Source organism: Moraxella canis, from assembly GCF_034424565.1.
Lineage (GTDB): Bacteria > Pseudomonadota > Gammaproteobacteria > Pseudomonadales > Moraxellaceae > Moraxella > Moraxella canis.
The window spans coordinates 755173-769975 of record NZ_CP139961.1 but is presented as its reverse complement, the minus strand read 5'-3'; the positions used below and the strand labels follow the sequence as shown (position 1 = coordinate 769975).

At 48.3% G+C, this 14803-nt stretch carries 5 protein-coding genes; 2 read left to right on the top strand and 3 right to left on the bottom strand.

All coding sequences use genetic code 11. The annotated features are described in order from the left end of the window. Positions 1 to 125: 125 nt before the first annotated feature. The 3 genes from U0021_RS03470 to U0021_RS03460 form a co-directional block, all read right to left on the bottom strand. Positions 126 to 1133 carry a calcium/sodium antiporter gene (locus tag U0021_RS03470; protein WP_114800555.1) on the bottom strand — a complete coding sequence of 336 codons (1008 nt, stop codon included), beginning with the start codon at positions 1131 to 1133 and terminating at the stop codon, positions 126 to 128. Between the two features lie 37 nt (positions 1134 to 1170). Then, positions 1171 to 1752: an aminoacyl-tRNA hydrolase gene (gene pth / locus U0021_RS03465; RefSeq protein ID WP_114800554.1), complete on the bottom strand. Its 582-nt coding sequence runs from the start codon at positions 1750 to 1752 to the stop codon at positions 1171 to 1173. Between the two features lie 98 nt (positions 1753 to 1850). Next, the gene (locus tag U0021_RS03460) at positions 1851 to 2507 is read right to left on the bottom strand and encodes a 50S ribosomal protein L25/general stress protein Ctc (protein ID WP_114800553.1); all 657 of its coding nucleotides are present in this window, start codon (positions 2505 to 2507) and stop codon (positions 1851 to 1853) included. Positions 2508 to 2982: 475 nt separating this feature from the next. Here U0021_RS03460 and putP point away from each other — a divergent pair, with 475 nt between their 5' ends. Both putP and U0021_RS03450 read left to right on the top strand, forming a co-directional pair. Next, positions 2983 to 4479, top strand: a complete 1497-nt coding sequence (gene putP / locus U0021_RS03455; RefSeq protein WP_114800552.1) for a sodium/proline symporter PutP — start codon at positions 2983 to 2985, stop codon at positions 4477 to 4479. Positions 4480 to 4918: 439 nt separating this feature from the next. After that, entirely contained in the window at positions 4919 to 14740 is a 9822-nt protein-coding gene (locus tag U0021_RS03450) for a YadA-like family protein (RefSeq protein ID WP_327037549.1), read from the top strand. The last annotated feature ends 63 nt before the right edge of the window (positions 14741 to 14803 follow it).

Below are 14803 nucleotides of genomic sequence, written 5' to 3'. Positions count from 1 at the left end.
GGATTTTGTTAGAGAGCATCATGGATTGGCAGACTGATTTGTATGAGATGGATGGTGAGCCATTTTGCTTGATCAATAAGGTAGCTGATCAGAACAGATGTGCTGCCATCTTTGCCAATCATATATTAAGCCATGACACTCATCGCAAGCCAAGCACTATAGCCAATAAAGCAGCTAATAAACATAAGCCCAACGCCGCGCCCAATTTGACCGTCTCGCTTGAGTGCCAACGCGCAAAGCGCAAATAGCAGTAAAGTCACGCCGCTCATTACCACCGCATCACGGCTGAGCATTGCAGGCTCAACCTGCATTGGCATGATGATCGCCGCCACACCAACGACCCCTAGAGTATTAAATAGGTTTGAGCCAAGCACATTACCCAAAGCCATCTCGAACTCTCCGCGTCTGGCTGCGATCACTGATGACACAAGCTCAGGTAAACTGGTGCCAATGGCGACAATGGTCAAGCCGATGATCAAATCAGATAAGCCCCATAGCTTGGCAAGCTCAACTGCACCCCAGACGATGAGCCGTGAGCTGAGCACCAAGACAATCAAGCCAATGATCAGCTTGGCAAGAGATTTTGGGGTGCTGACGGTATTTGGGTCGGGCAGCTCATCTTCGGCAAGTTCATAGGCGTGTTCATCACTGGCAAGAATGGCGCTCTCTGAAGCAGCAGCGGCATGGCGCTTAGCATAGATGATTTGCATGGCGATATTGGCTGCCAATACCAATAATAAAATCAGTGCATCAATTCGGCTCAAATGACCATCTATCATCAATCCCAAAGTGATGACGGTGGCGCTAATCAGCCACACAAAGTCTGTTTTAAGCACTTGTTTTTGGATGACGATGGGGGCAATCAAAGCGGTGACGCCCAGCACCAATAAAATATTGGCGATATTTGACCCAAAGGCATTACCCAAAGCAAGACCTGGGCTGCCAGCAAAGGCAGACAATGCCGAAACCACAATCTCGGGCGCTGAAGTGCCCACCCCGATGATGAGCGCACCGATGAGCATTTTTGGCATATGATATTTGGTTGCGATAGCGACCGCACCATCAATAAAAACGTCAGCGCTATAAATTAAGATAACCAGTCCTATAATGACCGCTAAGATAGATAACAGCATAATACAATCTTTTGATAAAAACTAAAGTCAGTACAGATCAGCTGGGAAGCTTAAAGCCGTTGATCTGATTGCGCGCACGCTCCAGATCACCAGACATAATCTCACCAAGTGACGCCACAGCGCAATCGATGGCAGCATCAATGCTGATGCGCTCATCGGTAGGGGGCTTGCCAAGCACATAGCCGCTCACCTGCGATGAATGAGCAGGGCGACCGATACCGATGCGCAAGCGATGAAACTGAGCGCCAATGTGCGGCACGATGTCTTTTAAGCCATTGTGCCCGCCATGACCGCCGCCAGTTTTAAGCTTAATGCTGCCTGCAGGGATATCCAGCTCATCATGAGCGATCAAAATGCTGCCTGTATCTATGCCATAAAACTTGGCAAAAGGTACCACGGACTGCCCCGAGCGATTCATAAAGGTTTCGGGTAGTAGTAATCTGACCTCTTGTCCGTGGATTAGCCCTCGTCCGACTTGACCATGAAATTTCTTATCAAAAGCCAAGCTGATGCCAAATTTATCGGCAAGCTGTTCAACAAACCAAAACCCTGCGTTATGCCGAGTGTGTTGATATTGTGCGCCCGGATTGCCAAGTCCGACAATGAGTTTGATGGTCATAGTCAATCGACTCCCGCTTTTTTGATCAATTTGGATATTCTCATAAATAAAAAACCAGTAAGCAAGTTACTGGTTTTTTGAACGCTTAAGCAATCAGATTACTCTTCGCTTGCTTCTTCTGAAGCCGCTTCTGCTTCGCTTGCTTCTTCTGCTGGTGTTTCGTCAGCAGTTTCAACCACAGCAGGCGCTTGCATGGTTACGATGGTGCGATTTAGGTCAGCTTCATCATGCATCACCAAAGTCACTTCGCTTGGCAGTTTGACATCACTTAGATGGATTGACTCACCAATCTCAAGATGCGCTACATCGATTTCGATGGCTTCTGGCAAGTTGCGTGGCAAGCAGTTGATTTCGATGTCGTTGACTAACGTGGTTAGGATACCGCCAGCTTTTTTGCCCGCTGAAGTTTCTTCATTAACAACATGTACAGGGACATTGAAGTTCATGGTTTGACCGCGAACGATGCGTTGAAAGTCAACATGTAGCGGGAAGCCTTTTGATGGATGACGCTGAAGCGCTTTGATGATCACTTCGTGCTCAGCACCGTCTAAGTTGATGGCGATAACGCTAGAGAAGAAGGCTTCGTTAGACAAGGCTTTAACGATTTCGTTAGTTTTTACACAAATCGCGACAGGCTCATCATTACCACCATAGATGATGGCTGGAACTAGATTTTCTTTACGCAGGCGGCGGCTCGCACCTTTGCCCTGCTGCGCTTCGGCGCGCGCGACACCATTCAGAGTAAATTGGCTCATGAAAGATCCTTTTGGATAAGTAAATATTAGACGAGCTTGCGACCAGCTCGCCGAGAGATGCCCAACTGGGCGTTTGGCATCACTGCTCAGCGATATATCGATGCGCTTGCAGTGAAGTCAAAATTAGCCCAATATTATACCCAAAAATTCCAAATTCACCAAGCTTTTTTAACGGCTTTTTAAGCATAAATCATAAAATTTTCTGCCAAATTGCTCAGGTGATGGGCATTAATTACCATTTCATCAGTAAATTTGAGCGGTGTTATGAATTTTCAAAGAGACGGTTGGGCAGTTTAATTAAAATAAAATGAATAAAATATTGACGATAGGTTGCCAAAACATAAGCATTTGTTATTTTTATGTTATAATGTGGATGTACATACACATTGTGTATGCATTTATTGATATTTGAACACATACATTTTACTAAAGACTGATAACATGCTTTGTGCTGGTTATCAAAAGGAGTTTGACCATGCAATCTGTAGAAACAGGCGTATGGATTTCGCTGGCGATCTATTTTATTTTGATGATTGCTATCGGTATTTATGCTTATTTTAAACAAAGAAATGATATCGAAGGCTATATGCTCGGCGGGCGCAACTTAAGCCCTGCGGTGGCGGCGCTATCGGCTGGGGCATCTGATATGTCAGGCTGGCTTTTGCTGGGTTTGCCGGGATATATGTACGCTTCGGGCGTGGTGAGTATCTGGATTGCGCTGGGCTTGACGATCGGTGCGTGCGCCAACTATCTGATCGTGGCGCCGCGTTTGCGCATCTATACCGAGCTTGCTGATAATGCGATCACTTTACCGGATTATTTTGCCAATCGTTTTCATGATAAATCGCACCTTTTGCGGATCATGTCGGCAGTTGTGATCATTTTATTTTTTACGGTCTATACGGCGGCAAGCTTGGTGGCTGGCGGCAAGCTGTTTGAAAGCTCACTAAATCTACCATACAGCTTGGGTCTGTGGGTGACAGCAGGCGTAGTTGTGGCATATACGCTGTTTGGCGGCTTTTTGGCGGTGTCTTTGACCGACTTCGTTCAAGGGGTCATCATGCTGATCGCGATGCTGCTTGTGCCGGTAGTCGCCTTTAGTGAGATTGGCGGTGTGTCTGAGGCGATGACGATCGCAGCACAAGCCAATACCGAGGTCTTCAACTGGATGAATGGTGTCACTGTCATGGGCGTGATCTCTTTGATGGCGTGGGGCTTTGGCTATTTCGGGCAGCCGCACATCATCGTGCGTTTTATGGCGATTCGCTCGGTCAAAGATGTGCCTGTGGCGACGGTCATTGGCATGGGCTGGATGATTCTAAGCTTGATCGGTGCTTTGATGGTGGGTCTCGCGGGGATTGCTTATGTCGCGCGTACAGGCATTGAGCTCAAAGACCCTGAGACCATCTTTTTGGTGTTCTCACAAGTACTGTTCCATCCGCTGATTTCAGGGTTTTTGTTGGCAGCGATTTTGGCGGCGATCATGAGTACCATCTCAAGTCAGCTGCTGGTGGTCTCAAGCTCATTGACACGCGATATCTATAAGCTATTTTTGGACAAAGAAGCTTCAGAAGCGCGCCAAGTCCTTATCGGTCGCATCTCGGTGGTGCTGGTCGCCGTGGTCGCCATCTTGATAGCAGGCGACAGCAACAGCTCAGTTTTAAGCTTGGTATCACATGCGTGGGCGGGCTTCGGTGCAGCGTTTGGTCCTTTGGTGATCTTGAGCCTGATGTGGAAGCGTATGAACCGAAATGGCGCTTTGGCAGGGATGATCGTGGGTGCCTTGACGGTGATTATATGGGTGTATGGCGGTTTTGAGATTGGCGGTCAGCCAGCCAATGACGCGATTTACTCCATTTTGCCGGGATTTGCGCTCAGTTTTATTACCACGATTGCGGTCAGCTTGATGACAGCGCCGCCACCGCCTTATATTGTCCAAAAGTTTGAGGACATGGAAAAAGGCTTAAAATAACCTTTATAAGATTTTATTATTAAAAACTGCTTGATAATCAAGCGGTTTTTTATTTTCTCTGAATCGGCTGTTGCACAGACATTGAGATGACAAATAGTTCGTATTATTTTTTATTATGTTAAAATAAATAAAATAAATCATGGTCACAAGTCAGAATAACCACAATCATATTAAGGGTTTCAAAATTTCAAGAGGCTAATGAAACAAATTAATGTATAATTACAAAAATTACACAGTTAAATGTAAATTGTAAGAATGAAAGGGTGGTAAGATTTCTTAAAAGTATTATAATATGCTAAATAATCCCCCTGTTTTTAGCACACCTGACAAATTATCATTTTCTTTTTAGTTTTCAAATTATGACAGCTGCTATCATTGTGTCGCTGTCATAGACTGCATTACAGCCAATCCAGCTGAATTGAATTAGGATATTAAGACTATGAACAAACTCTACCGCGTCATTTATAACCGCTCTACCCAAACTTTCCAAGCTGTCTGCGAATATGCTCGCGCACAAGGCAAAGGCAGTCAAACTGCTGTCGGCAGCGAAGGCTCATCTGATCACATCGAATCAGTGCAGGGTGCGTATGGACTGCTAAAATTCAGCTTAATCATGTCAGGTATCATACTGTCAAGCCATGCTGTGGCGGCTACTGGTAATCAGCCTCCTGTCGCAGATGCTAATCCTGCAGCGAACCGTTGTTATTATGATACAGCCACCAAATCTGTCGTGTGTGGTGATACTACTACCCAAACTCAAGGTCAAAATACTATCGCCATCGGTACCGAAGCAGGCTTTGGTCTAAGTGACAAAGGCACCGCCAATGGGGGTGCGGGCGGTGTTCATTTTGTCAATGGCACAACCAATGCGCTACAAAATATCCAAGAACCCATTATTGCTACCAATACCAATATCGCCATTGGTCAAAATGCCAGCAAAAATGCGACAGGTCAGCGTAACACCGCTATCGGTCAGAACGCAGGTGTTCAGCATTATGGGGAAGATTCGGTCGCCATTGGTACTAATGCCAATAATTTTGCTGCTGCCAAAAACACCAATGACAGCACTCTGGCAGTGGGTGACACCTATCGCGCTCGTCGTACCGTTGCCATCGGTAACAATGCCATGACCTATGGCGAAGAGTCTATCGCCATCGGTAACGGTGCCAGCACCAAGCAGGTGTCTTATGATAATGGTGCCAAATACACCACTGCCGAAAACGCCATCGCTGTGGGTGAGAATGCTCGTGCTGCAGGTAATAGTGCCATTGCCCAAGGTGCCAATAGCACGGCACAGGGCAACAGAGACATTGTCATCGGTGTAGGTGCTAGGGCAGAGATTAATCCTGTATCGGCGTCCGCCCGCACGAACGGCATCGCCATCGGTTACAGTGCCCATGTCGGTCATCTAACAGGTGATAATACCATGGCAATCGGGAACAACGCCAAAGTGATTCATGCTGGTAACAATAAAATGGCAATTGGTCCTGATGCCATCTCAGCTGGTACCATCTCGTCTGCGGTAGGGGTTAATGCCATCGCGCTCGGTGACACCACATCGGCATACGGCAGCTACACTCAGACATCAGCTGGCTTTGACAGTGCGGCGATAGGGGCGTCTAGTGTGACCGGTCTGACTGGTAATAACATGGCGGCTATTGGTAGTGGCGCCATCACTAATAATAAAGGTGCGACTGCCATCGGCTCGGGCAATATGAGCTTTGGTGCCAACTCTACCGTGATTGGGGCGACCGGTGGTGGCGATGCAGCTCGCATGGCACACGCTTTGTCAGACGCCAATATGAACGATACCAAATTTAGCATCGTCGGTGGTCAGCGCAATACCGCCATTGGTAATGCCAACTTAATTGGCTCGACCTCACATGATAACTTTGTGCTAGGCAACCAAGTCAAGGTCGGTGCCTCATCAGCGACTGTTAAACAAACTACACAAACTGTCACTGGTGCCGATGGCAGTGTCAATTTGGCGGTTTATACCCCGACCTTTACGAATACCAAATCGGTGAACCGTGCTGTGGCTATCGGTCAAGCTGCTTCTGTAGCTGATAATGATACCATTGCCATCGGTACTGGTGCGGTAGCAGGTGACAAAAATCAACCAGGCAGTGTCGGTGTTAATGCCATCGCTCTGGGTAATAAAGCCCAAGCCACGCGCATTAACACTCTCGCCCAAGGTACATCAGCCGTCGCCAGCGGCAATCATGCCATCGCCATCGGTACTGGTGCCAAAGCTCCCTATGCCAGCACGGTCGTGATCGGTGATGGGGCTAAGGTTAATAGACCAGGACCTGGTCATTGGGATATGGATTATAGCGTGGTGATTGGTCGCAATGCCACAGTCTTCACCGGAAAGGGTTCTACAGGTGATAAAGCCGATGGCCCTGCGATGGGCGGTGCCACTGCAGTCGGTCATGATGCCGAAACTGCCTACAGCGGTTCGGTGGCGTTGGGTGCTGCCAAAGCCAAAGCGATTAATAGCATCGCCATTGGTGCACAGAGTGGGAGACACCCTACGGAGCCTGGCTATCCATATGGATTTTTTGGAGCTACCACAGAAGCCGAGGGGTCTTTGGCACTTGGTAATGGCGCTCTTGTCAAAACCAGTGCCAGTGTCGGCGCTCAGGCCCTCGGGCGTGGTGCCATCGCTCAAGGTAGGGGTGCCCAAAGCTATGGTCAAAATGCGCAGGTGTACGGCAACTCATCTATCGCCATTGGCGGTGCGAGCGATATAAGTGTTGGGGGATTTATCCCGGGTGGTGCAGCAGCTCAGGTGGGTGTCGAGAAAAACATGGCTAATAACGCCATCGCCATCGGTATCTCAGAAGTCGGTGGCGGTGCACATTACTCTGTCTCTGTCGGATCGCACAATACCATATCTGGCACCCATTCCTCTGTCGTGGGTAATAATAACCATGTCACTAGTGCGAACACCTATGTCTTAGGTAGTGGCATTAATACAACAGGTACGGGCAATCAACTCACTCGCTTGGGTAATACCGTTGCCAATTCAGTGTATTTGGGTGATGATAGTACTGTTACCGCAGGTCGGGGCAGTGTTAATGACCAAGGTCAAGGCACCTTATTTAATGCCATAAAAGACAGCAATCAAGTCGGAGCCACCACCACGGCAGGTGCAACAGGGGTGGTCAATAATGCCACTGTCAATGGTCAGGTGTATGGCAACTTTGCAGGTGCGACAGCGGTAGGCGGCGTGTCTGTGGGGGCGTCAGGCTCTGAGCGCCGTATTCAAAACGTCGCTGCTGGTGAAATTTCATCAACTTCTACTGATGCTATCAATGGCAGTCAGCTGTATATGGTCACCCAAGGCACCTTAAATCAAATGCCTGTGGTTTATACCGATGCTGAAGGTAAGAGAGTTTACAAACAGCCTGACGGCACGTTTAGCTACGCTAATGGAGACACTATCGATCCTGCTGATGTCATTGCTTCTTTGAATAATGGTAATGGTAGCACCATAGCACCAACCAACTTAGCCAATGTGGCAGGTAACCTAACCCCAACGTACAATGTGGGCGATTACCGTGTGGCACCTGATGGCACGCTAGATACCCAAACTCCAGCATTCGATGCCACCACACATATGGCAGCTCCAGACACTGTGGCAAATATTTATAACAACGCTGCCACTGTGGGTGATGTGTTAAATTCGGGCTTTAACCTACAAAACAACGGTGAAGCTCGCGACTTTGTCAAGGCTTATGATACGGTGAATTTTGTTGACGGTACAAACACCGAAGCTGTCGTCACGACCGATGCTGACGGTAAAGTCAGCAGTGTGACTTATAACCTAAGCAAAGATATCACAGTAAATAGCGTTACCGCAGGTAATACCACCATTAACACCAATGGCATCACCATTAATAATCCTGGCTCTAATAATGTCAGCTTGACCAATGCTGGCCTCAACAATGGCGGCAATAAAATCACCAATGTAAAAGCAGGCACAAAAGGGACTGATGCGGTCAATCTTAATCAGCTAAATACTGTCAAAAAGAATTTAGAGAAGAAAATGGAGAGCTTTACCGTTGGTGCTGATATAAATGGTCAAGCAGAAGGGATTACGATTAACAAAGATAATGCTCGCTTTGATATCGTAGGTGCAGAAGATGGACAGATTAGTACGGCAGTGGATGGTAATAAAATTACCATCAGTGCTGTGACCAGCGCCATCACCACCAATGCCAACGGTGTAGCGAATGCAACCACTCCGGCATCTTTGGCAACCGCAGGTGACATTGCCACAGCGATTAACAAATCAGGCTTTAACATCGTCGGTGCTGGTAATAATGCGGGTGATGCTTTTGCCAACGAGCTGATCAACCCAGGCGATACCGTCACCTTAGAGGCAGGCAAAAACCTGACTGTGGCTCAAACCAATGGGCAGTTTGTCTTTGCCACCAAAGATGAGGTTGAGTTTGCGTCTGTGATCACCAAAGATGCGGCAGGTAACACAACCAGTCTGGATGGCAGTGGTATTGTCTCAGAAGACACCTCAGGCAATGTCACCATCCACACAGCACAAGGCAGCTCTGTGATCACTGCAGACGGTGACATCACAACGGTGCGTGGTCAAGGCGTGACCATCACACCGACCGATGGTCAAACTGTCAGCTTAACAACCACAGGCCTCAATAATGGCAACAACAAAATTACTAACATTGCAGAAGGTACAGCCGATACAGATGCAGTCAATGTAAGCCAGTTGAAAGCAGCTCAAACTGTGGTTGAAGGCAATCAAGGTGTTACAGTCACTGCTGGTACACCTGATTCAGCCACTGGCGCAACCACCTACACCGTAAAAGCCAAAACTGATGGCACAACGGTTAAAGTAGATGACGATGGCAACATTGCCGCCATCACCAGCGCCATCACCACCAATGACGATGGTGTGGCAGAAGCCGAAAATGGCGACGCCTTGGTGACTGCACAAACTGTCAGCACTGCCATCAATCAATCTGGCTTTAAGTTGGCAGCTGGGGGTGTTGAGGGCAGTGAGCTGATCCGTGCTGGTGAGACAGCCACCTTCAACGCAGGTGATAACCTGACGGTCAGCCGTGAGGGTGGTACCATCACCTATCAAACCAAAAAAGACGTCACCTTCAATAACGTTCAGCTGGGTGATAACGGTCCTACCATCAGCAGCAATGCCGGCAACCTCACCGTGGCAAACAACCAAGGCACTCCTGTGAAGATCACTGGTCTTGCTGAGGGTACGGATGCCAATGATGCGGTGAACTTCAGTCAGTTGACCAAAGCACAAAATGCCGCGACCACTAAGGTGGCAGGCGACCAAGGTGTGCGCATTGAAAACACTAAGAATGACGATGGCTCAACCACCTATACCATCGCTGCTAAGACGGATAATGTCACCACCACTGTCAATGACGATGGCAACATTGCCGCCATCACCAGCGCCATCACCACCAATGACGATGGTGTGGCAGAAGCCGAAAATGGCGACGCCTTGGTGACTGCACAAACTGTCAGCACTGCCATCAATCAATCTGGCTTTAAGTTGGCAGCTGGGGGTGTTGAGGGCAGTGAGCTGATCCGTGCTGGTGAGACAGCCACCTTCAACGCAGGTGATAACCTGACGGTCAGCCGTGAGGGTGGTACCATCACCTATCAAACCAAAAAAGACGTCACCTTCAATAACGTTCAGCTGGGTGATAACGGTCCTACCATCAGCAGCAATGCCGGCAACCTCACCGTGGCAAACAACCAAGGCACTCCTGTGAAGATCACTGGTCTTGCTGAGGGTACGGATGCCAATGATGCGGTGAACTTCAGTCAGTTGACCAAAGCACAAAATGCCGCGACCACTAAGGTGGCAGGCGACCAAGGTGTGCGCATTGAAAACACTAAGAATGACGATGGCTCAACCACCTATACCATCGCTGCTAAGACGGATAATGTCACCACCACTGTCAATGACGATGGCAACATTGCCGCCATCACCAGCGCCATCACCACCAATGACGATGGTGTGGCAGAAGCCGAAAATGGCGACGCCTTGGTGACTGCACAAACTGTCAGCACTGCCATCAATCAATCTGGCTTTAAGTTGGCAGCTGGGGGTGTTGAGGGCAGTGAGCTGATCCGTGCTGGTGAGACAGCCACCTTCAACGCAGGTGATAACCTGACGGTCAGCCGTGAGGGTGGTACCATCACCTATCAAACCAAAAAAGACGTCACCTTCAATAACGTTCAGCTGGGTGATAACGGTCCTACCATCAGCAGCAATGCCGGCAACCTCACCGTGGCAAACAACCAAGGCACTCCTGTGAAGATCACTGGTCTTGCTGAGGGTACGGATGCCAATGATGCGGTGAACTTCAGTCAGTTGACCAAAGCACAAAATGCCGCGACCACTAAGGTGGCAGGCGACCAAGGTGTGCGCATTGAAAACACTAAGAATGACGATGGCTCAACCACCTATACCATCGCTGCTAAGACGGATAATGTCACCACCACTGTCAATGACGATGGCAACATTGCCGCCATCACCAGCGCCATCACCACCAATGACGATGGTGTGGCAGAAGCCGAAAATGGCGACGCCTTGGTGACTGCACAAACTGTCAGCACTGCCATCAATCAATCTGGCTTTAAGTTGGCAGCTGGGGGTGTTGAGGGCAGTGAGCTGATCCGTGCTGGTGAGACAGCCACCTTCAACGCAGGTGATAACCTGACGGTCAGCCGTGAGGGTGGTACCATCACCTATCAAACCAAAAAAGACGTCACCTTCAATAACGTTCAGCTGGGTGATAACGGTCCTACCATCAGCAGCAATGAGGCAGGCAACATCACCGTGGCAAACACCCAAGGCAATCCTGTGAAGATCACTGGTCTTGCTGAGGGTACTGATGCCAATGATGCGGTGAACGTCAGTCAGCTGACCAAAGCACAAAATGCGGCGACCACTAAGGTGGCAGGCGACCAAGGTGTGCGCATTGAAAACACTAAGAATGACGATGGTTCAACCACCTATACCATCGCTGCTAAGACGGATAATGTCACCACCACTGTCAATGAGGCTGGCAACATTGCCGCCATCACCAGCGCCATCACCACCGATGACAATGGTGTGGCAGCAGCCGCAAATGGCGACGCCTTGGTGACTGCACAAACTGTCAGCACTGCCATCAATCAATCTGGCTTTAAGTTGGCAGCTGAGGGGGTTGAGGGCAGTGAGCTGATCCGTGCTGGTGAGACAGCCACTTTCAACGCAGGTGATAACCTGACGGTCAGCCGTGACGGTAGCACCATCACCTATCAAACCAAAAAAGACGTGAACTTCAATAACGTTCAGCTGGGTGATAACGGTCCTACCATCAGCAGCAATGAGGCAGGCAACATCACCGTGGCAAACAACCAAGGCACTCCTGTGAAGATCACTGGTCTTGCTGAGGGTACTGATGCCAATGATGCGGTGAACTTCAGTCAGTTGACCAAAGCACAAAATGCGGCGACCACTAAGGTGGCAGGCGACCAAGGTGTGCGCATTGAAAACACTAAGAATGACGATGGTTCAACCACCTATACCATCGCTGCTAAGACGGATAATGTCACCACCACTGTCAATGAGGCTGGCAACATTGCCGCCATCACCAGCGCCATCACCACCGATGACAATGGTGTGGCAGCAGCCGCAAATGGCGACGCCTTGGTGACTGCACAAACTGTCAGCACTGCCATCAATCAATCTGGCTTTAAGTTGGCAGCTGAGGGGGTTGAGGGCAGTGAGCTGATCCGTGCTGGTGAGACAGCCACCTTCAACGCAGGTGATAACCTGACGGTCAGCCGTGAGGGTGGTACCATCACCTATCAAACCAAAAAAGACGTCACCTTCAATAACGTTCAGCTGGGTGATAACGGTCCTACCATCAGCAGCAATGCCGGCAACCTCACCGTGGCAAACAACCAAGGCACTCCTGTGAAGATCACTGGTCTTGCTGAGGGTACGGATGCCAATGATGCGGTGAACTTCAGTCAGTTGACCAAAGCACAAAATGCCGCGACCACTAAGGTGGAAGCTGGCAGCAATATTGTAGTCAAGACTCACAAGAATGCTGATGGCAGTACAAAATACACCGTTTCAACTGCTGATAATCTTACCGTGGATAGTGTTAAAACTGGTGACACCGTCTTGAATAATGATGGTATCAAAGTGGGTGATAAGGTCGCTTTAACTAATACCGGTCTGAAAGTCGGTGATGTATCAGTGTCTAGCACAGGTATTAATGCTGGCGGCAACAAGGTTACTGGCGTTGCTAAGGGCGATATTACACAAAATAGTACTGATGCGGTTAATGGTAGTCAGCTTTACGCAGTTCAGCAAGCAGCTAATGCTGCTAAGACAGAAATTAAAGCAGGTGAAAACATTACCGTTCATAGCTCAACAGGTCAAAATAATCAAACTATTTATACCGTTAATGCTAAAGATACTTCTGCAAGCGTTACTGCTGGATCGGATGCTGTTACGGTGACCAAGTCTGCTTCTGCTAGAGTTGGTACTGCTGATGTCACTGATTATAAAGTCGACCTATCTCAAGCGACCAAAAACGACATTGCCAAAGGGGTTGAAGCCAAAAATATCGTAGATAATAAAGGCTTAACCTTCAATGGTGATAGTGGTACTACTGGTATTAAGAAGCTTGGTGATAGTGTAGCGATTAAGGGTGATGATAATATTACCACGAAGGCAGATGCTAACGGTCTACAAGTGACATTAAATAAAGAGGTTGCAGTTGATACTGTCACTACCGGCAATACGGTAATCGGTAGCTCTGGTATCACCATTAAATCACCAACCCAAGATAATCCAAACAACACGGTTGCACTGACTCAATCGGGTCTAAACAATGGTGGTCAACGCATCACGAACGTTGCCCCAGGAGTGGATGCAACTGATGCGGTCAATGTCAATCAACTCAATGAAATTAAAAAAATTGTTACAGGTGGTAATGCTGGCACAAACATAACCACTCAGCAAGCTATCACAGGCAATGCACCCCCAGGTACTGTCATTACTACTTTTACAAACCCTGATGGCTCAACCACTACCACCACAGAAACCAACCAAACCGTTGTGGTGTCAACAGATAAAGGAGGCAAAGATTACTATCTCACCACCTATAATGTTGAGGGGCAAAATACCTACGTTACCAATGATGTCATCCAAGCAATTGGTAAGATGAACGAGCAAGGCATTAAGTTCTTCCATACAAATGATGGCGAGGTAAAACCTGCTATTCAAGGAAGTAATAATGTGGATTCTAGTGCATCAGGTAAATTTGCCACAGCGGTGGGCTATCAAACTGTTGCTGATGGTGATAACGCAGTGGCAATGGGTAATACCTATGTGTCTGATAAAAAGATAGAAGGGGCGCAAGTTACCGAAATTGCAGATGGTAACGGCGAGAAACGATATGCCCAAGTTACCAAAGCAACGGGTAAAAATGCGATCGCCCTTGGAACGGGTTCGCAGGCATTGGCGGAAAACACAATCGCTATTGGTACAGGTAATGTGGTTACTGGTAAAAACTCAGGCGCCATCGGCGATCCAAGTATCGTAACTGGCAATAATAGCTATGCTGTGGGTAACAACAATACCATTTCCTCAGATGATACTTTTGTCGTTGGTAACGAAGTTAAGCAAACTTTGGCAAACTCAGTTGTTTTAGGTAGTCAATCTGCAGCTGTTGAAGTGAATACTGCTACCAAAAAACAAGGCACTTATACTTATGCGGGTATTAACGATGCTAATGTATCAGGTGTTGAAGACGTTGTGGGTGTGGTGAGTGTTGGTGCAGAAGGTCAAACTCGCCAAATTCAAAACGTGGCGGCAGGTGTTGTTTCTGCCAATAGTACCGATGCTATCAATGGCAGTCAGTTGTATGACACTCACCAAGCCATCGGTCAGCTTGCCAACCAAACAGTGAGCTTGGGCAATCAGCTCAACCACCGCATTAACGATGTGGCAGATGATGCCAATGCAGGTGTATCATCAGCGATGGCAATGGCGGCCTTACCACAAGCCTATATCCCAGGTAAGTCGATGCTCACAGGCGGTATCGCAAGTTATAATGGCGAAGGCGCTGTGGCTGTTGGTCTATCTAAGCTGTCTGATAATGGTCGCTGGGTGCTTAAGGTCTCTGGTACTGCCGATACTCAAGGTAATGCTGGTGGTGCAGTCGGCGCAGGCTTCCATTTCTAAGAGCTTATTATGCCAGATCCTGTGTGAGACTGGGTCTGGCATTTTGTCAAATTTCATTCATTG